This window comes from Cellulosilyticum lentocellum DSM 5427, assembly GCF_000178835.2.
GTDB classification, from domain to species: domain Bacteria; phylum Bacillota; class Clostridia; order Lachnospirales; family Cellulosilyticaceae; genus Cellulosilyticum; species Cellulosilyticum lentocellum.
Map to the genome: position 1 here is coordinate 17211 of NC_015275.1, position 20377 is coordinate 37587.

Sequence of the window (20377 nt, forward strand, 5' to 3'; positions counted from 1 at the left end):
AGGTAAACTATAAGAAGTAATAATTAATAATAGAAAAGGGTTGATTAGGTGAATACACCTTTGTATGACAAATTACTACAATATAGTAAGTCAAAATTGGCATTTCATATGCCTGGGCATAAGTTCGGAATTGCTGCAGGACTTAATAATCTTAGTATAATTGAATTAGATAATACAGAAGCTATAGGTATGGATAATTTATATGATGCACAGGGCATTATAAAGGAAGCAATGGAATTAATGGCTAATTTTTATGGATCTAAAGAAACATTATTCTTAACAAATGGTTCAACTAGTGGAATAATAGCAAGTATTTTATCTGTTTGCAAGGATGGTGATGAATTAATTATAGCAAGAAATTCTCATCATAGCGTTTGGAGTGCACTTATTTTAGGGGGAATTACTCCTATATATATTAGTCCACAGTACAGACCTGAAGACGATATGTTGGGAGAGATAAGTGCAGATATAATTGAAAAGGCGCTAATAGATTATCCTAAGGCAAAGGGGGTATTAGTGGTTAGCCCTACTTACGAAGGGATAGTATCAGATATCAAAGAGATATCTAGAGTAGTTCATAAATATAACAAGGTACTTATTGTAGATGAAGCCCATGGTGCACATTTTGTATTAGGGAAAGATTTTCCTCTAAGTAGTATACATCAAGGAGCAGATCTAGTCATTAACAGTATGCACAAGACTTTACCAGCACTTACACAAAGTGGGTTATTACATATATGTTCTGAACGAATAAGATATGATAATGTTATAGAAAGTCTTAGAATGATACAAACTAGTAGCCCTTCATATATGATGATGGGGATTATGGATTATATAAGATCGTATATTATAGAAAACAAGAATAAGATACAACAGCAATATGTAGATGAATTACTAGTATTTAGAAAAGAATTAAATGATCATCTTATGGTTTTAAGACTATTAGATATGGAAAAAGAAAAATATGATAAGAGTAAGATAATTATTTCAACGATAGAATCTAACATAGATGGATATGAATTAGCTGACATACTAAATACAAGGTATGATATTTCAGTAGAGGCAGCATTAGAAACATATGTTATTTTAATGACGACAATGGCAGATAATAGTTCGAATATGACAAGACTAAGAATAGCCTTAGAAGAGATAGATAAAGAACTAGAAGTAGGTAAGAGTAACAAAGGTATAAATAACTTTATTGTATCAGACATTATAAAAGGATTTAATCCTAGAAAAATTTACTATAGTGATAAAGCATGGGTAGGTATTAAAGATGCAATAACAAGAAAATCAGCTAAAAATATCATGTTATATCCACCAGGGATACCTTTAGTTTGTATAGGAGAATTGATTGAACAGCAACATATAGATTTAATTTATTATTTTAAAGACAAGTTACAAGGTATTCAATTAATAGATGATGAAATATTGATTCATATAATATAGAATTTATATAAGCTAATAATTTTATATGAAATAAGATTAGGTTGTAGATGGGCTAAATGATTTCAAAAATAAGTAAATATATAAATTAAAGAATCATATCTAAAGTAAAACTAAGAAATAGTAGCATTTTAGTTTAAGAATAAAATGTAGGGAGGTAATTATGGGTAAAATATTTTGTTTAATGGGAAAAAGTAGTACAGGAAAAGATACTATTTTTGAAGCGCTAAAAAATGATAAGGTATTAAATTTAAAGCCTATTGTACCCTATACAACAAGACCGCAAAGAACTAACGAATTAGATGGAGAAGCTTATTATTTCATAGATATAGAGAAGTTAGAGCATTATACTCGAGAAGGAAAAGTTATTGAACAAAGATGTTATAAAACTATTAATGGAAATTGGTATTATGCCACTATAGATGATGGACAAATCGATTTGAATAATAATAATTATATTGTTATTGTCACGTTAGAGGCATATAGTAATTTGTTAAAATACTTTAATATGGAAAATATCATCCCGATATATATAGAAGTAGAAGATGGTTTACGTTTGGAAAGAGCCTTAAGTAGGGAAAAGCAACAAAGTCAGCCCAACTATGATGAGTTATGTAGGAGGTTTTTAGCCGATAATAAAGATTTTAGTGAGGAAAGGCTCAATATTAATAGAATAACCAAAAGATATCAGAATTTAAACTTAGATCAATGTATTAAAGAGATTAAAGATAGAATAAGGACAATTAGTTAATAATGTAATAAATTTAAACAAGTGATTAGATAGATAAAAGAATGGATATGCTTTAATTAGATTAAGAGTAAATTAGATATATATGTTTATAAACTAGTATTTATATAGTATCTACATTGATAAGTTTATGTTTTTTATAATGGTATATAAGCCAAGTTCTATTTGAATGTAGGTGTTTGAGCCTATAAACTTACATATGTATAAGTAAGCTTATGGGATTATAAAACTAGATTCATATCTATAAAGATCCATTGGTTTGTACAGAAAAGATTATATTTAAACAAGGATAATAAAAAATCCGATTCAAGAAAGCAATAAGTGTATTATAGATTAGGGGTTAGTTATAATATATAGTTTATATACTATAGAAGATAATATAAATATAGGTATAAGAATATATTATAAGTTAAAATAAGTCCATTAAGATAACGTACATGCTTGCAATTAATAGATTATTATCATAGAATAAATTGAAGGAAGTTGCATTAAAAAAGGGAAAGTGGGGGAATTTACTATGGCTAACATACAAATTAATCAGGTTCAGATGCCAACTCTAAGAGAAATTTCTACAGTATCTGAAGCTAAGGTGGATAAAGGTTTTAAATTTACCCTACTGAGTCAAATTGATCAGTCAGAGCTTCAAGAAAAACTTAAGGAAATGGTTGACGAAATTACTAAGCAAGGTCAAAAAATTTCAGAGCATATGGACATTAGAGATTTAAAAGTTTATAGGACGATGATTTCTAATTTTATTAATGAGGTAGTAGCAAATTCTCATAAATTTTCTCGAGAGAACTTTCTAGATAAAAGAGGTAGACATCGTGTTTACGGTATTGTTAGGCTAGTAAATGATAAGCTAGATGAATTAGCACAGGAATTAATTAGTTCAGAAAAAGACCAAGTTAATATTTTAGACCGTATCGGTGAGATACAGGGGTTAGTATTAGATATTATTACTTAATGTTCGTGAAGAGTTCACGAACATTTTTAATACAATAAAATATGTATTTAGAGACGGATTAATAGGGTATTTAAAGTTTACTAAGATAAAAGGAGGGTAGTGAGGAATATTTCCTTACTGCGACTGGGAATGAAGGAATTTCAAGATATAATAGGTAATGAAGATGCAAAAGAATATTTCATTAAAGCATTAACTAAAAATCATTTATCCCATAGCTATATATTTGAAGGGCCTTATGGTGTAGGAAAAAAAACTTTTGCTAGAAAGTTAGCAAAGGCTATTTTGTGTGAGCAAAGAAAAAATGATAAGGCTTGTAATGAGTGCCAATCTTGCCATATGGTTGAAGTGGGAACTCATCCTGACATTATTACGATTGAAAAAGATACAAAGGTTATAAAGGTAGATAACATTAGAGAGAATATCGTAAGAGAAATGGAGATTAAACCTTATCAGGCTGAACATAAAATTATTATTGTTAATGCAGCAGATACAATTAATGTACAAGGTCAAAATGCAATGCTAAAAACTATAGAGGAGCCACCTAGCTATGGTATTGTTATTTTAGTTTGTGAGAATTTAGCTAGCATGTTACCTACTATTAAATCTCGTTGTATAACAGTAAGATTTAATCCATTAAGTAAGGAAAAAATGAGTTCATATTTGGAACGTAAAGGTATAAGTGGAGAAGAAAAAGAGGTATATACTAAGCTGTCAGAAGGTAGCATAGGTGTTATCAATGATATTCTTCAAGATGAACTTTATTTACAACTTAGAAAGCAAAGTGTAGAGTATATAGAGAGACTAAATAAAGCCAACTTATTACAATTATATGACTTAGTAAAGGAAATAACAGATCAAAAAGAAGACATTGAGAAAATTTTAGAATTTTGGTTGTTTTGGTATAGAGATATAGCAGTAATAAAGACCACTAATAGTAGAGATTTATATTATTTGGATTACCAAAAACAGTTGTTGGACATGTCCCAAAAATTAACGTATAATAAAGTTAGTCAGAATATAGAATCGATTAAACATGCAATTTTAGATATAAAGCAGAATATATATAGTACGTTTGTTATAGAGAATTTATTACTCAAATTGAAGGAGAGAAAAAAATGATAACTGTTATTGGTATAAGATTCAGACGTGCCGGTAAAGTCTATTATTTTGCACCCGAGGATAATGTGTTATATAATCAAGGGCAACATGCCATTGTTGAAACAGCAAGGGGAGTAGAATATGGAGAAGTGGTAATTCCTAATAAAGAGGTAGCAGAAGAAGAAGTGGTACAACCTCTAAAAAAGGTAATTCGATTGGCAACAGAAGAAGATGATGAGAGATATAAGCAGAATAAAGTAAAGGAAAAAGAGGCCTTCTTTATTTGTAAAGAAAAGATTATCAAGCATCAATTAGATATGAAACTAATCGATGTAGAATATACTTTTGATAATAATAAAGTTCTATTTTATTTTACGTCTTACGAACGTGTAGATTTTAGAGAGTTAGTCAAAGAATTAGCTTCTATCTTTAAGACACGTATTGAACTTAGACAAATAGGTGTAAGAGATGAAACTAAAATGTGCGGTGGTATAGGAATTTGTGGACGTTCTTTATGCTGCAACTCATTTTTAGGAGATTTTCAACCTGTATCTATAAAAATGGCGAAGGAGCAAAGTTTATCACTTAATCCTATTAAGATATCAGGAATCTGCGGTAGATTAATGTGTTGTTTAAAGTATGAACAGGATTGCTATGTTGAAATCAGAGGACGTCTACCTGTTGTAGGTGATATTGTTATAACACCAGATGGAAAAGGTGAAGTATTGTCTGTAAATGTTCTTCGTGAGCAAATTAAAGTAGCTGTTCAGAAGAAAGATAAAGATGAAAAAGAGGCAATTATGTATCATTCTACAGACCTTAAGATTGTTAAGAAGAAGAAATGTGGAGGTTGCCACAATGGAGGAGAAATAGACAAAGAGTATGAAGGATTTGACTTTAGTACGCTCGAATGAGAGAGTTGATGACTTAGAGAGAAATGGTTATAAATTAATACAAAATCCCGAGGTATTTTGCTTCGGGATTGATGCTATTTTATTGGCTCATTTTGCAAAGGTAAATAATCAAAGGCAGAAGGTATTAGATATAGGTACTGGAACGGGAATTATTCCTATTGTCATGCATGCTATTTATGGTAAAGGTCATTTTACAGGTATTGATATCCAAGAAGAAATGATAGAAATGGCAAGCAGGTCCGTTAAGTTAAATGAAATAGATACAGATGTAACAATGAAGGTTATGGATATTAAAGATTATAAGGAACACTTTAGCACAGGCTATTTTGATATTATTACTTGTAATCCACCATATATGAAAGGACATGCAGGTCTTAAAAATGAACATCCTTCGAAAACCATTGCTAGGCATGAAGTAGCATGTACATTAGAAGATATTATTTCTGCGACAAGCTATATGTTAAAATATGGTGGAAAGATGTGTATGATTCATAGACCTCATCGCTTGGTGGATATCTTTGCTACCATGAGACAATATAATATTGAACCAAAGGTTATGCGAATGATTTATCCTAAGCAAGGCAAGGAACCAACTATGGTATTAGTAGAGGGTGTTAAGAATGGGAAACCTGAATTAAGGGTTCAATCACCTTTAACCGTCTATAATGAGGATGGCACTTATACTGATGAAATTAATGAGATTTATGGAAAAAAGGGCCGTCAAGAATAAGGCTTAGAATAAAAGCTCAGCCATGAAATGCATAAATACTCTATAAAATAGAAGAGGGATTTTTCTAAATATAAAAGCGTTATATAACTAGTATAAATTTCTAGTTATATAGCGCTTTTATTTATTGAGATTAATAGACACTAATTTTTAAAAGCACTTTTTATAAGAAAGACATTTGCAGTATAAAAAATAATAAAAATATTGAGCAAACTATAATATGGAAGATATGATTCGTATGTTTAATAAGGAGTAGGCAAATCTCTGAGGTATAAATAACATGATAAATATAGTAAATAAATTGAATTTATTAATCTATCATATCGGCAGGAGAAGATGTACAAATATGATATTTAATAGGAAATCTAGAATAGAAAATAGATATACTAGAGGAAAAAGGGTAGTAGCATAGTAGATAGCTTCATATAAAATAAATGGTGCATAGTAAAGATTAGTACTTTTATAAAATTAAATGGTGAGATAAGTGTGCTGCTATATGATCTTAAAATAATAAGTTCTATATAGGAGGGTATATAAATTTTAAAAAAGGCTATATAATATAAAAAGAGTATTAATACGAAAGATAAGAGAGGACCATGAAATGGATTATGGCATACTTACCTTATGTGCGACACCAATAGGTAATTTAGAAGATATAACATATAGAGCAGTTAGATTACTAACAGAAGCAGATTTTATTGCAGCAGAGGATACTAGACATACAAAGAAATTATTAAATCATTTTGATATTCATACAAAATTAATTAGTTATCATGAACATAATAAAATAGAAAAAGGGCCAGAATTAATTCGTCTTTTAAAAGAAGGAAAAAATATCGTTTTAGTAACAGATGCAGGGACACCAGGTATTTCGGATCCGGGGGAAGATTTAACTAGATTAGCATTAGAGGAAGGTATTACTGTAACTTCTGCACCTGGAGCAGTAGCAGGGATTACAGCACTTATTATTTCTGGACAATCTACAAGAAGATTTATATTTGAAGGTTTCTTGCCAACTAATAAAAAAGAAAAAGTTCAAGTTCTAGATAGATTAAAAGATGAAACAAGAACAGTAATTCTGTATGAAGCACCACATCGTTTAATTAAGACTTTGGAAACCTTATATGAAGCAATAGGTGATAGAGGGATTACAGTAACTAAAGAATTGACTAAGAAGTACGAAACTGTATTGAAAACTACTTTATCAGGAGCTATTGGGCACTTTGAAATAGAAGAACCTAGAGGAGAATATGTATTAATTCTAGCAGGTAAAGATGAAAAAGAACTTCAAGAGGAAATCCAAGAAGGATGGAGTAACATGTCTATTGAAGAGCATATGAAAATCTATACCAGTAAAGGAATGGATGAAAAGAATGCGATGAAACAGGTAGCAAAGGATAGAGGTGTGAGTAAAAGAGATATTTATGCTGTTATTCATCAGTAGTGGTCGTATTTGTTAAAGAATAAGAATACGTAAAAAAGTAATATAAGTATAAGTAATATAAATATAAGCAATATAAGATTGTTAACATTTTCATAAGCAGAGTTGATATAGCTAGAAATATATTTTTTATTAATTTAAGGGGGACAAGAAATGAAGTACGAAATTTTGTATGAAAGGGCTTTTCCTATTGTAAAGTATCAATTAAGTAGAGGCGAACGAATCAAGGCAGAATCAGATGCCATGATAGGCATGTCTAATACGATTGATATTACAGGAGGAACAGAAGGAGGCATTGTAAGAGGTCTTACACGTATGTTAGCGGGAGAGAGTTTCTTCTTTCAATATTTGACTGCTGTCAGAGGGGATGGAGAAGTATTATTTGGACATCCTCTTCCAGGAGATATTATTGATGTAGAATTAGATGGGTCATATGGTTTACGTGTACAAAAAGATGGATTTTTAGCATCTACAGAAGGTGTTGAGGTAAGTACCAAAGCTCAAAATTTAGTTCGAGGTATGTTTTCAGGAGAAGGATTTTTCATTTTAAATGTGAGTGGAAGAGGAACTGTGTTTTTAAGTTCGTATGGTTCTATTCATGCCATTAATTTAGAACCAGGAGAAGAGTACATAGTAGATAATGGACATCTGGTAGCATGGGCCGATTATATGCAATATAATATTGAAAAAGCTTCTAATAATGGCTGGTTAAGGAGTATTGCTTCTGGAGAATGTCTCGTATGTCGCTTTCGTGGGCCAGGAGTTGTATTAATTCAGACTCGTAATCCTAAAGGCTTTGATGGTTGGTTATGTAAAATGGGATTTACAAAGGCGAGTCATAATTAAATATCATTGTTAGCTTATTCATTAAGTATGTGTGTGAATTAAAATTGTTTATGGAAAAACGTCTTAATTAGGTTATAGCCTTTTTAAGACGTTTTTCTATGTTCATAAGAGAAATTTATTTAGGTATTTTTCTATTCAAAGAGTCCTTCACACTATTAGAACTATTCGTGTGGAAAAAAGATAACAAATTCTGTACCTTCATCAATATCACTATTAACAAAAATCTTAGCTTGATGGGTCTCGGCAATTTCATGTGCAATAGCTAAACCTAAGCCTGTTCCACCAGTGTTTTTATTGCGGGCCTCATCTACTCTATAAAAGCGTTCAAAGAGTTTATGAATATGTTCTTTAGGAATACCTATACCAGTATCCTTGACGGATAATACGATATTTTGATTAGTGGTAGCACAACCTAGTGTAATACTACCTCCTTCAGGAGTATATTTTAAAGCATTGTCTACTAGTATACGAATAAGTTCTTTAATAAGAGCACTATCCCCTTTAAGCATAACATTAGGACTGACTTTAGAGATAAGTTGATGAGCATCATCAATAAAGCTGGTTTCTCTCAAGATATCATTACAAAGAGCAGATAAATCTATGGTATTGATATCCACCTTTAAAGTATGTTTATCACTACGAGATAAGAAAAGAAGCTTTTCCAAAAGGGTATTCATATTGGCTGTTTCTTCGGCAATTGAAGAAATACTTTCTTCTAGGATCTGAGGATTGTCTTTTCCCCAACGTTCCAGCATATCAGCGTAGCCTTGAATAATAGCGAGGGGCGTACGCAGCTCATGAGAGACATCCGAAGCAAATTGTTTTTGTCGTTCTACATAAACTTGAATACGGTCCATCATTTGATTAAAGGTAATAGCTAAGTCCTTTAATTCATCCTTAGAGAGGTCTGTATCTAATCTAGTCATTAAATCATTACCGTTAATATTCTGCACTTTAGTAGTCATATCTTTAATAGGAGTAAGCATCATGGTTACCAAGTAATGTCCTATACTTAAAAATAGAGGTAAAGATATTAAAATAGCTACACTTAAAAGTACATTAAAATTTCTAAGAATAGGGTGCAAGGCGGCATTATCTCTAAAGTGCGAAACATAGATAGATTGAGTAGTAAAATAAGTTAAACAAAAAAGGAAGGTATAAAGTACGCTATAAAGTAAGTTGACCTTGAAACTAATAGAAAAACGATATTTCTTAAAAAAAGAACCTATAAGATTAAAGATAACAAGAAAGGTACCATTTAAAATGGCACCTAAAATTTTCAGGATAAAAATAAAGCCGGAGCCAATAAGTCTAACAGGTGATTTTTTCTTAGAATTAGCTTTCTCCATCTTTTATTTGATACCCCATTCCTCTAACCGTATAAATTAATTTATCTTCAAACCTTTGGTCAATTTTATTTCTTAAGTAACGGATATAAACATCTACAACATTAGTATCCCCTAAATAGTCATATCCCCATACCTTTTCGAGAATTTGTTCTCTAGTAATAAGTAAGTTTTTATTCAGCATAAGGAATTGAAGTAATTCGAATTCCTTTTTGGTAAGCGCTAAAGGAATATTATTATAGCTTACCTCATAACGTTCTGGATCCAAAGTTAACTGGCCACATTTAAGAACTTCAGGAGTAGCAGTTGGAGTAGTAGCTTTTAATTTAAAAAGTACACGGATTCTTGCTAAAAGTTCTTCGATGGCAAAAGGTTTAGTTATGTAATCTTGTGCCCCTAAATCTAGTCCCATTACTTTATCCATGACATCATCTTTAGCTGTTAGCATAATAACAGGCAAACTTGAAACTTGTCTAATACGCCTTAAAACTTCCATACCATTTAAAGAAGGAAGCATAACATCTAAAATAAGTAGATCATAGTTATTTTCAAGTGCCATATTAAGGCCTTCGCGTCCATCATGAGACATATTAACGTCATAGCCTTCATGCTGGAGTTCTAACTGAAGAAAACGTGCAATTTTTACCTCATCTTCAATGATTAATATACGTTTGATAAAATCACCCTCTTTATAAATAAACAAAAAGCTTAAATGTTTTCTTTTATTATACCATAATAAAAGAAATTAAAAGAAATTTAGTCAGTCTAAATTATTTAGTAAAATCGTCAAAGGTAGATTTAATTTTTCGAGCAATTTCATTCTCACCTTTAACCTGAATTTTTATACCAATGATTAAAGAGATAACCAAAGCAATAAGAGATACATGAAAACAAAGAATAAATGTAATGATAGCAATAGACAAGGGAACATCTATATAAGTACGCCCACCTTTTTCCATAATAAATGTAGTATTATTAAGATTATCGACAAAAGAAGTAACCTTTTCGGTAGTAGAGTGATTATCCTTTTTAGGCGCTTTTTCTTTTCTTTCTAGTAGGAGCAATGCCTCTAGAATATCCCCATTAGCTTGTTCTAAGGCTTCTTTAGCTTCTGAATAAGAAACATGTGTACGTTGCATGATAAGATCAATTTGTTCTAAAGTTATATTTCCCATGAGGTAAACTCCTTTCTATAAGTTTATTAATGAATAGGATATATTCCTATAGTAATAATATACCCTTTATTCATGAGAGTAACATAAATGGATTATTAAAAATTAATGAGAAAAGCAATAAAGCCATATTCTCTGTAAAGTGGGAGAATATGGCTTTAAGAAAAATCATGTATTCTAGATTAAATCGTTTTAAAAGTATCAAAGAGGGTAGACTTAAAGATATCAGAATCTTCATCTGCCTCAACAACACATTCATCTTCATCCCCTAGATAGAAAAGCACTTTATCACCTTGAATAAGGCCAAGATTTAAAGAAAGATTAGATTTCATCTGAATAATAAGCTCTTTTACTTCTTCAGTGAGAGAAGCAATAATCATAGAGAAACCATCTTTTTCTTCAAGTGATTCTTCTAGGTTTCCTAGTTCTTCTGGGTTTTCAATGATATGAGTAGCAGCTAAAAAATTTGTTTTAAAAGTATTAATTTCTTTAGCTTGGGCATTTTTAGTTGTATTAGGAAAATAGATATTCACTTTATCACATTTATCAAAAAAGAATTTAAGAATGTCTATGAAAAGTTTTTTATCAATAGATGATAATTTGGCGTAGCGTCTCATAAAATAGTAGCTCCTTATCCTTCGTGGATTAATTAAGATTGATATTAAATTCTATTAATCTTATTATAACCAAATTAAGGGAGAGTATCAACTTTGTAATATTAAGACATAAGCCATTCGTAAGTGTATTCATTTTTAAATTGATCTAGAGTATGCTCATAGTTAATAAATCCTTCATCTAGTAATCGATTAGATAAAATCCTTTGAGATTCACTATTAGCAAAGGAGTTCCAAATGTAAAACAATATGCCTTCGGCTGAGAACTCTTCTAAGGTTTGTCTAGTATGCTCAAAATCATACTTGAGTTGTGAGGAGGCATAGGGGGATTCTAATACAGGTAGAAAAAGGTGAGAATTAAGATATTGAAGTAGTTGTTGTTTTTTGTCCATAGCTATACATAACCTCCTTTTTATTATAGTGTAATAACCTATGGATTATTTTTAGATGATGTATTATAACTAAGGTTAAAGTCCCTATTATTATAACTATGAGGCAAGTAGCACAGATATGTTAAAAAACAGGAAACTTAGAAACATAGTATTCGCTAAAATTTAAATAATATACATAGTTTCAAAGAATAAATTTTAAGACACAATAAAATAGTAGATATAAATGATGGAGAAAGAGGCACTAAAAATGAAAGTAATGAGTTTTAATGTAAGAGCAGATAGTATATTGGATGTACGTAATAGATGGAGGCATCGTTCCGAGATAGTTTATGAAGTTATCAAAAAGTATGATTGTGATGTAGTAGGCTTACAAGAAGTAACAGATCGTATGTATATGGATTTAAACAAAGCCATAGATGGCTACTATATAATAGGCAAGGGTAGAACAAAACGTTATTTTAATGAGAGGAATAATTTATTGGTTAAAGAGGATTATAATCTTTTAGAAGAGGAAACCTTTTGGTTATCGAAAACACCTAGCAAAACAGGAAGTTCTGTCTGGTATTCTATGTTTCCTCGTATTTGTACTACGGCTGTTATTCAATTAGCTAATAACTTAAAAATAAGGATTTATAATACACATCTTGATTGTTTACTACCATCTGCTAGAGAATATGGTTTAAAAAAGATTGGAGAGTATGTTGGAGAGTGTTATCAAAAGGAAAAATTACCTTGTATTTTAATGGGGGACTTTAATGCTGGGCCACAAAGTAAATTAATTCAACAGTTTTCACAGGGAAGCTATAGCGATAAACGTTTTATAGCAGTTCAAGATGTTAGGAAGGAAATTTACAATGAGGCGACAATGGGGCATTTCAAAGGAAAAACAAGAGGGTTACACATAGACTATATTTTTGTATCAGAGGAATTTGAAATTAAAGATGTAGAGATTATCAAATATCAAAAAAATAATAAATATCCCTCAGACCATTATCCTATTTTAGCAGAGATTAATTTGTGATAAGGTATACCCATAGCATATGTCATAATAATAAAAAGGGAGACTGTCTAAAAAATAGAATGTAATAAATAGGATAAGTAGGAAGCAGTAAAAAGAGTTATTGGAATCAGATAAAACCAAAAATATATAAGACTACAGAAGATACAGAGGCGAAATATAAAATGATAAGGGGGAAATACAATGAGTTATATCATTAATGATGAGGATGAATTCAATGAGCTAACAATCAAAGATTGTAGTATAGAGGAGTCAAATGCATGTAATGTTATTTTTAGAGATGTAGTTTTTAAAAATGTTAGCTTTATGGATATTGATTGGGAAAGTACTGAGTTTCTTCATGTGAGATTTGAAAACTGTGATTTATCTAATATTAACATTGATAAAGCCATTTTTCATCATAGCGAGTTTATTAGTTGTAAATTAATAGGAACACATTTAATGGAATCTTCTATGAGAGAAGTACTTTTTAATGGTTGTCAGTGCGATTACCTTGTATTAGGAGGAAGCAATCTAAAAGATGTTACTTTTAATGAATGTCGTATGAATCAAGCAGGTTTTAGCGTATGTAAGATGAACAACGTACAGTTTAAATATTGTGAAATGCAAAGAGCGGAGTTAAGCGGAACAAAGCTAAAAGGCATAGATCTAAGTAGCTGCATTATTGACGGCATTAATTTAAGGATAGAAGATGTAAGAGGATTAAGATTATCACCAACCCAAGCTGTGGACTTTAGTAAGATGTTAGGAATACAGGTGATGGAGGAAAGAGAAGGCAGTATATAGGATTTAGATTGTTTATAGTTAAAAAGCAGTAGGTAAGGTTGAAAGCAACTTGACTACTGCTTTTTTTATATGAAAAAAGTAGTGAAAAACATAAGTGAGATCCTGTTTGAAAATTAGTTAAACAAAATAAATAAAAAACTTTTTAAAATAGTTATAAAAAGTATTGAAAAATAATTTGAAAAGTATTAAAATCAAGTTAATTAAAATAAAAGGAGGGAAGGAGCTTGGTATATTTAATAGGAATAGATATAGGGACATCTGGAACTAAAACTGTACTTTTTGATGAGACAGGAAAGGTTATTAGTAGCTCATTACAAGAGTATGACATTATTCAAAAAAAAGTTGGTTGGGCTGAACAAAAGCCAGAGTCATGGTGGGAAGCAACTAAAACAAGCTTGGTAGAGGTTGTAAAAAAGTCAGCTATTAATACAAGTGAAATTAAGGGTATAGGACTTTCAGGACAAATGCATGGCTTAGTGCTATTAGATGAGAATGGCAAAGTATTAAGAGATGCTATTATTTGGTGTGATAATAGAACAACAGAAGTAGCTAAGGAGATGGAAGAGCAGGTAGGTAGAGAAAAACTAGTTTCTATAACTGGAAATGTAGCTATACCAGCCTTCACTTTATCTAAACTACTTTGGGTAAGAAAACATGAGCCAGAAGTTTATGCACGTATTAATAAGGTACTCTTGCCAAAGGATTACATTCGCTACCAGTTAACCGGAGAATTTATGACAGAAGTATCGGATGCTAGTGGTATGCAGATGTTAGATATACATAAGAGAGAGTGGAGCGATGAACTATTAGAAATTCTAGATATTGATAAAGTTCTTTTGGCACCAGTAGTAGAATCTCATGCAATAACAGGCTATGTTTCAAGCAAGGTGGCTATTGAAACAGGATTAAGTGAAACAACAGCCGTAGTAGGAGGAGCAGGAGATCAAGCAGCTGGAGCTATAGGAAATGGTATTGTAGCTACAGGAGATGTATCAGCAACTATTGGTTCTTCAGGAGTTGTATTTGCTTATACAGATGAAGTTGTAACAGATCCAGAAGGACGTATACAAACTTTCTGTCATGCTATTCCTAATACCTGGCATGTTATGGGAGTTACACAAGGCGCTGGTTTATCTTTGAAGTGGTATAGAGATACTTTTTGCAAAGAAGAAAAGGAAATAGCAATAGAAAAAAATTGTGATGTATATGAAATTTTGACTGATCAGGCTAGAGAAGTAAGTACAGGTAGTGAAGGCCTTATTTATTTACCTTACCTTATGGGGGAACGCACACCACATATGGATCCTTACGCAAGTGGTGTATTCTTTGGCGTAAGAGCATCTCAAGGTAAAGGTCATATGGTAAAAGCTATTATGGAAGGTGTAGGATATAGCTTATTAGACTGTTTCGAACTCATTAAAGCTAACAATATTCCAATCACTAGTGTAAAAATATCAGGTGGCGGTGGTAAAAGTGATGTATGGCGTCAAATCCATGCTGATTTATTTGATACAGAAGTCAAAACAATCAATGTATCAGAAGGACCTGCTTTGGGTGTAGCTATACTGGCCGGTGTAGGAACTGGTATTTATAAAGATGAGAAAGAAGCTTGTGAAAGAATAATAGGCATTAAAACAACACAAGCACCTATTTCAGAAAATGTAGCTTATTATAAGAAATTCTATCCAATTTATAAGATTTTATATACCCAGCTAAAAGATACTTTTAAAGAACATCATGATAAGCTTAGTGGCTTAAATAACTAAAATAAAATAATTTTAATCCTAAGGAGGAATAAAAAATGGCAGAATTTTTTAAAGGAATTGGGGTAATCCCATTTGAAGGGGCAGATTCAGTAAACCCACTTGCATTCAAACATTATAACAAAGACGAAAAAGTAGGTGATAAGACAATGGCAGAACATTTACGTTTTGCAATGTCTTACTGGCACACACTTTGTGCTGAAGGTGGAGATCCATTTGGTTCTACTACAGCAGCTAGACCTTGGAACCAAATAGCTAATCCTATTGAAATGGCAAAAGCTAAAGTAGATGCTGGCTTTGAATTTATGCAAAAATTAGGGATTGAATATTTCTGTTTCCATGATAGAGATATTGCACCAGAAGGTAAAGACCTTGCTGAAACTAATCAAATTCTTGATGAAGTAGTAGCTTACATCAAAGTTAAAATGCAAGAAACAGGCATTAAACTTCTTTGGGGAACAGCTAACTGCTTTAATAACAAACGTTTCATGCATGGTGCAGGAACAACTTGCAATGCAGAAGTATTTGCTTATGCGGCAGCTCAAATTAAGAAAGCAATCGAAGTAACAAAAGAATTAGGAGGAGAAAACTATGTATTCTGGGGTGGTAGAGAAGGTTATGAAACACTCTTAAACACAGATACAGGTCTTGAACTTGACAACTTTGCAAGACTTTTACAAATGGCAGTAGATTATGCTAAAGAAATTGGTTTCACAGGACAATTCCTTATCGAGCCAAAACCAAAAGAACCTACAAAACATCAATACGACTTTGATACAGCAACCGTACTTGCATTCCTTAGAAAATACAACTTAGATACATACTTCAAAATGAATATCGAAGCTAACCATGCTACACTTGCAGGGCATACTTTCCAACATGAACTCAATATGAGCCGAATTAACAACGTATTAGGAAGTATTGATGCGAACCAGGGAGACCTTATGCTAGGGTGGGATACAGACCAATTCCCAACAAATATCTATGATGCAACAATGGCTATGTACGAAGTGTTAAAAGCAGGCGGTATTGCACCAGGTGGATTTAACTTTGACTCAAAAGTAAGAAGAGGCTCATTTGAAGAAGCGGATTTATTTATCGCATATATTGCGGGTATGGATACCTTTGCAAAAGGTTTAAAAGTAGCTTATAACTTACTAAAAGATGGCGTGTTAGAAGATTTTGTAGCAGATCGTTATGCAAGCTTTAATGAAGGTATTGGTAAAGATATTGTAAGTGGTAACGTAGGTTTTAAAGAGTTAGAAGCATATGCACTTAAACAACAACCTATCGTTAATAAGTCTGGTAGACAAGAATGGTTAGAAACCGTAGTTAACCAATATATCTATAACAATAAATAAATATGAATTAATAAGTCTCTAAAGGCAGATTTAACTACCTTTAGAGACTTAAATCATATATAATATAAACAGAAATAACAGTGTAAAGGGGAGGAGTAATGAATAAAAGAGTCATTTTAAAAGGTAATTTAATAAAAGAAACAAATTATAAGAAAATCCTAAAGTTAATAGGTAAAGGTGAAAACCTAACCAAACTAGATATTGCCTATACACTCAAAATTAGCATCCCTACTGTTACTACTAATATTAACGAATTAAAAGAGGCTGGTATTATTGAAGAGGTAGAATCTGATATTTATACAGGTGGAAGAAAGCCTAAGATTATTAAGCTTATTCCTAATGCGAGAATTTCTATTGGGATGAGCATTACGAAATATAAAGTAGCAGTAGCTGCAATGAACTTATTAAATGAAGTACTTATTTCTAAGGAGGTTGATTGCGAAGAAGAGCAACTCATGACTTACTTCATAAAAGGTAAAAAGCTAGTAGATGAAGTTGTAGAAGAACTTAAAATACCAGAAGAAAATTTATTAGGTATTGGTATTTCTATTCCTGGAACACTTAATCAGAATTCAGGTACTATAGAACAAACAAATATGGGATATAAAGAAATTCCATTAAATCAAATCTATGATTTGTTTGACGATACAGTATATGTAGAAAATGAAGCCAATCTTTCTTTATTAGCAGAAAAGAATCTTGGTAAATATGAAGAACTTAAAAATCTGATTTATATTGGTATAAATGAAGGCTTAGGTGGCGGTATTTTTGTAAATGGAGAAATTTACACAGGAACAAGTGGACGTGCGGGTGAATTTGGCCATATGCGTTTAGTAGAAAAGGATACTGGACGAGCATATAAAGTGGAGGATCATATATCTACTCGTAGCTTACTTAATCGCTACAAACAACGTACAGGAGAAAATATAAAGAGCTTTTTAAAATTTGAAAAGCTAGTGAAAATGAATGATCCTATTGCATGTGAGATACTCGAAGAAGGTATAGAGATTTTGATGATGACTATCTATAACCTCACGATGGTCTTAGATATTCAGACGCTTATCATAGGTGGAAAGGTAGGAAGATTAATAAAGACGCAACCTACTGTCTTACAAAATGTTGTTAACAAATACAATGAAATTATGGAAAGATTAGATTTGGATATTACTTTTTCAGATATCAAGAATACGACTACTTTAGGAGCGGCACTTCTACCAATCTTAGATTTCTATAAAATTAGTAATGAAAGTGAAACATAAAAAGAATAGGTAATAATGAAGGGACTAGAAGATTCATGAATAAACTAGTTCCTTTTATTTATATGGCTCTATGTCAATAGTTGGGGTATCCCAAGTATGATGATGTAGAAGCAGTTAAGAAGATTTTTTAAATCTATCTTAGCTGCTTTTTTTATTACACATATGTAGTATTCTACTTCTAAATCTTTCGAAGTTACGATAACCATATGCGTTGCGTTTGAGAACTTTGATTTTGTTGTTTATACCTTCTGTATAACCATTTGTGTAAGGTGTAGTAAATGAATTAAGAATGCCACCTATCCAGTTATTCATTGTTTGAGCAGCTGTAACAAAGCGAGGTAAACCGCTGTTTTCAGCATAAATGATCCACTTTGTAAGTCGTTCTTTGGCTGTATTGTAATCTTCTGATGCCATTACCTCATAAAAACTTTCCTTAAGTAAATAGGCGTTAGATAGTTTTTCACTTGTATAAAGCATGACATTAAGTCTTTGTTTTTGATCATTATTTAAGTCATGATAGTGTTTAATGAGTAGAGATTTAGATCGCTTAAAGTATTTTCTTCGATGATCACAAAAGTCTTTTTGTACTTCTTTACGAACAGCTTCAAAAGCCCATAAAACTTGTCTAGCATAATGATATTTATCAACGACATAAGTTGCAGAAGAGAAAATTTCACGGGATAAGTCACGATAAGTAGACCACATATCACTAATAAAGATAGAGGTTTGAGAAATATCAAACTTTAATAGGTATGAAGCTAAGTGAGTTTTATATCTATTAGGCAAAATATCTAGAACTCTATGATTTTCAGGGTCAGTAATAATACACTGATACTTCTCGTGATTGGTATTTCCTTTAAACTCATCAATAGCTAATACTTTAGGTAAAGAAGATGGTGAGTAGGAAAGTTTATCAAAAATCCTAACAACAGTAGAAGTAGACAGATTAACATGCTGAGCAACACTCTTAAAAGAAGAAGTTGAAGCTAACTGAGATAAAACGTAAAGAATTAAACGTGAGGTCATGCGATGATAGCGAGGAAGAAAGTCAATGCTTTCATAGAAACGCTTACCACAAGATTGACAAACATATCTTCTTTTTCTAAGAAGAAGGAGTGTATGAGAACCAAAGGAAGGAATATCTTTGATTTTTTGCCTGCGATAATCATGAATACGTTGTGTAGAATGGCCACAACAAGGGCAAGCGTGAAGTTTACGTTGCATTTCAATTTCAAAGATAGTTTTATTTTCAGTATGGATAATATCTTTTATTAAAACACCTGATAGATTAAGAAGTTTTTGGGAATAATAAAAGGAGAGCATAGTCGACAACCTTTCTGTAAGTATTAGTCATACTTAGGATTGTTGAAAATGCTCTTTTATTATGCAATCATTTTTTCAAACCCCAACATTTATTGTAGAGCCATTTATATTTGAATATTAAGTTCTTAAGAAATCTTAATTCATAAAGGATAAAGATATTAAGAAACACCCGTTATGCTAATAGTAGAACAAGTAAGATAGGAGATAAAAAATGGCTAAAAGGGATTATAGAAGCTACAATATTCTTGGGGATGAGATGCAAAAAGAGATAGAACTACAAGATTTAGTCCAAGAAGATAGTAAAAATCAAGAGGTAGAACTTGATAAAGAAGAACAAAATAAATCGCATATAAATCAGCAAGCATTCCCTCATTTAGAGTCTGCAAAGCAAGCTAATACGACTCAAGAAATAAACATTTTGAAGAAAGAAACTACTGATAGCAAATCATTTTTAGAAATGTCTATCACTCAAGAGGGCATAAATATAGATAATAATCAAACCAAGGAAGAAGCCAACTTAGTTCAAGAAAATGCAGAAGTAGCAGAGGAACTTGAAAAAAGTAAATCTACAGCTAGAAAAAGCCGTTTAAGTAAGATCAATGAAACTTTAGATAAAATAAGTACAAGTAAAATTAAATCAGAAAAAGTAGATTTAGCTAACCTATCTACTGAAAATATAAAGTCCTTTGAAAAAGAAATAACAGATTCTATGAGCAAAGAACAAACATATCATGAAAATCATAATACGTATAATATAAACAATGATACTTCATTTTCAACTTATAAGGATAATTATCAAAAGAAGGAGCGAAGCAGATTTGTTAAATGGGGAATGCGTCTAGCGAAACTTATACTTATTTTAATGCTTTTACCTTTTATCGGGATTATTGGAAGTGTCATACTTACTTTTCTTGGATTTTTTATAGCTGGAATAGTAGGTTCTTTTGGTGTGGGAATATTCATTATAGGGATAACCAGCTTTTTTGCTACTCAAATTAGTGCATTATTAATTGCCCTTGGAATAACAAGTAGTATAACGGCGCTGGCCTTTGGTTCTATTTTAACCATCCTATTTATTATGATGATTAAACAAATAAGAAATCTAATACAAAGATATCGTAAGCCTAGAAGAATACGCACTAGTCAGGAGGGGAGATAG

General features: G+C 31.5%; 20 protein-coding genes. 14 read left to right on the forward strand and 6 right to left on the reverse strand.

The window, feature by feature from the left end; translation table 11 throughout:
- The first annotated feature begins 48 nt into the window (after positions 1-48).
- From CLOLE_RS00110 to CLOLE_RS00145, 8 genes are all read left to right on the forward strand, one after another.
- On the forward strand, positions 49-1449 hold the full coding sequence (locus CLOLE_RS00110) for an aminotransferase class I/II-fold pyridoxal phosphate-dependent enzyme (protein WP_013655073.1): 1401 nt from the start codon (positions 49-51) through the stop codon (positions 1447-1449).
- A gap of 160 nt (positions 1450-1609) precedes the next feature.
- Positions 1610-2197 carry a nucleoside/nucleotide kinase family protein gene (locus CLOLE_RS00115; RefSeq protein WP_013655074.1) on the forward strand — a complete coding sequence of 196 codons (588 nt, stop codon included), beginning with the start codon at positions 1610-1612 and terminating at the stop codon, positions 2195-2197.
- A gap of 514 nt (positions 2198-2711) precedes the next feature.
- Entirely contained in the window at positions 2712-3158 is a 447-nt protein-coding gene (locus tag CLOLE_RS00120; RefSeq protein ID WP_013655075.1) for a YaaR family protein, read from the forward strand.
- 129 nt (positions 3159-3287) lie between these two features.
- A complete protein-coding gene (gene holB, locus CLOLE_RS00125; RefSeq protein ID WP_041712836.1) occupies positions 3288-4277 on the forward strand; it encodes a DNA polymerase III subunit delta' in 990 nt (329 codons plus the stop codon).
- The gene (locus CLOLE_RS23305) at positions 4274-5170 is read left to right on the forward strand and encodes a PSP1 domain-containing protein (RefSeq protein ID WP_013655077.1); all 897 of its coding nucleotides are present in this window, start codon (positions 4274-4276) and stop codon (positions 5168-5170) included. The genes holB and CLOLE_RS23305 overlap by 4 nt, the downstream gene beginning before the upstream one ends.
- Complete coding sequence (locus tag CLOLE_RS23310) at positions 5139-5900, forward strand: tRNA1(Val) (adenine(37)-N6)-methyltransferase (protein ID WP_013655078.1); 762 nt, start codon at positions 5139-5141, stop codon at positions 5898-5900. The genes CLOLE_RS23305 and CLOLE_RS23310 overlap by 32 nt, the downstream gene beginning before the upstream one ends.
- 598 nt (positions 5901-6498) lie before the next feature.
- Positions 6499-7341, forward strand: a complete 843-nt coding sequence (gene rsmI / locus CLOLE_RS00140; RefSeq protein WP_013655079.1) for a 16S rRNA (cytidine(1402)-2'-O)-methyltransferase — start codon at positions 6499-6501, stop codon at positions 7339-7341.
- A 150-nt stretch (positions 7342-7491) separates the two neighbouring features.
- Positions 7492-8184: a TIGR00266 family protein gene (locus CLOLE_RS00145; RefSeq protein WP_013655080.1), complete on the forward strand. Its 693-nt coding sequence runs from the start codon at positions 7492-7494 to the stop codon at positions 8182-8184.
- Positions 8185-8345: 161 nt separating this feature from the next.
- Here the strand turns inward: CLOLE_RS00145 and CLOLE_RS00150 are convergent, their stop codons facing one another.
- The 5 genes from CLOLE_RS00150 to CLOLE_RS00170 form a co-directional block, all read right to left on the reverse strand.
- The gene (locus tag CLOLE_RS00150; RefSeq protein WP_013655081.1) at positions 8346-9533 is read right to left on the reverse strand and encodes a sensor histidine kinase; all 1188 of its coding nucleotides are present in this window, start codon (positions 9531-9533) and stop codon (positions 8346-8348) included.
- On the reverse strand, positions 9520-10233 hold the full coding sequence (locus CLOLE_RS00155) for a response regulator transcription factor (protein WP_013655082.1): 714 nt from the start codon (positions 10231-10233) through the stop codon (positions 9520-9522). Before CLOLE_RS00155 ends, CLOLE_RS00150 begins: the two co-directional genes overlap by 14 nt.
- 67 nt (positions 10234-10300) lie before the next feature.
- Positions 10301-10705 carry a DUF4342 domain-containing protein gene (locus CLOLE_RS00160; RefSeq protein WP_013655083.1) on the reverse strand — a complete coding sequence of 135 codons (405 nt, stop codon included), beginning with the start codon at positions 10703-10705 and terminating at the stop codon, positions 10301-10303.
- Positions 10706-10884: 179 nt separating this feature from the next.
- A complete protein-coding gene (locus CLOLE_RS00165; protein WP_013655084.1) occupies positions 10885-11319 on the reverse strand; it encodes a hypothetical protein in 435 nt (144 codons plus the stop codon).
- Between the two features lie 101 nt (positions 11320-11420).
- Complete coding sequence (locus CLOLE_RS00170) at positions 11421-11708, reverse strand: hypothetical protein (protein ID WP_013655085.1); 288 nt, start codon at positions 11706-11708, stop codon at positions 11421-11423.
- 247 nt (positions 11709-11955) lie between these two features.
- On the opposite strand from CLOLE_RS00170, the gene CLOLE_RS00175 reads away from it, so the two are divergent.
- From CLOLE_RS00175 to CLOLE_RS00195, 5 genes are all read left to right on the forward strand, one after another.
- Positions 11956-12729, forward strand: a complete 774-nt coding sequence (locus tag CLOLE_RS00175) for an endonuclease/exonuclease/phosphatase family protein (protein WP_013655086.1) — start codon at positions 11956-11958, stop codon at positions 12727-12729.
- A 180-nt stretch (positions 12730-12909) separates the two neighbouring features.
- Positions 12910-13512: a pentapeptide repeat-containing protein gene (locus tag CLOLE_RS00180; RefSeq protein WP_013655087.1), complete on the forward strand. Its 603-nt coding sequence runs from the start codon at positions 12910-12912 to the stop codon at positions 13510-13512.
- A 224-nt stretch (positions 13513-13736) separates the two neighbouring features.
- Positions 13737-15278, forward strand: coding sequence for a xylulokinase (gene xylB, locus CLOLE_RS00185; protein WP_013655088.1), 1542 nt, complete (start codon positions 13737-13739; stop codon positions 15276-15278).
- Positions 15279-15313: 35 nt separating this feature from the next.
- On the forward strand, positions 15314-16636 hold the full coding sequence (xylA, locus tag CLOLE_RS00190; protein ID WP_013655089.1) for a xylose isomerase: 1323 nt from the start codon (positions 15314-15316) through the stop codon (positions 16634-16636).
- Positions 16637-16734: 98 nt separating this feature from the next.
- The gene (locus CLOLE_RS00195; RefSeq protein ID WP_013655090.1) at positions 16735-17895 is read left to right on the forward strand and encodes an ROK family transcriptional regulator; all 1161 of its coding nucleotides are present in this window, start codon (positions 16735-16737) and stop codon (positions 17893-17895) included.
- Positions 17896-18033: 138 nt separating this feature from the next.
- On the opposite strand, the gene CLOLE_RS00200 is transcribed toward CLOLE_RS00195, so the two are convergent.
- Positions 18034-19218, reverse strand: coding sequence for an ISL3 family transposase (locus CLOLE_RS00200; protein WP_013655091.1), 1185 nt, complete (start codon positions 19216-19218; stop codon positions 18034-18036).
- A 211-nt stretch (positions 19219-19429) separates the two neighbouring features.
- Between CLOLE_RS00200 and CLOLE_RS00205 the strand changes: the two genes are divergently transcribed.
- Complete coding sequence (locus tag CLOLE_RS00205) at positions 19430-20377, forward strand: lipopolysaccharide biosynthesis protein (RefSeq protein ID WP_013655092.1); 948 nt, start codon at positions 19430-19432, stop codon at positions 20375-20377.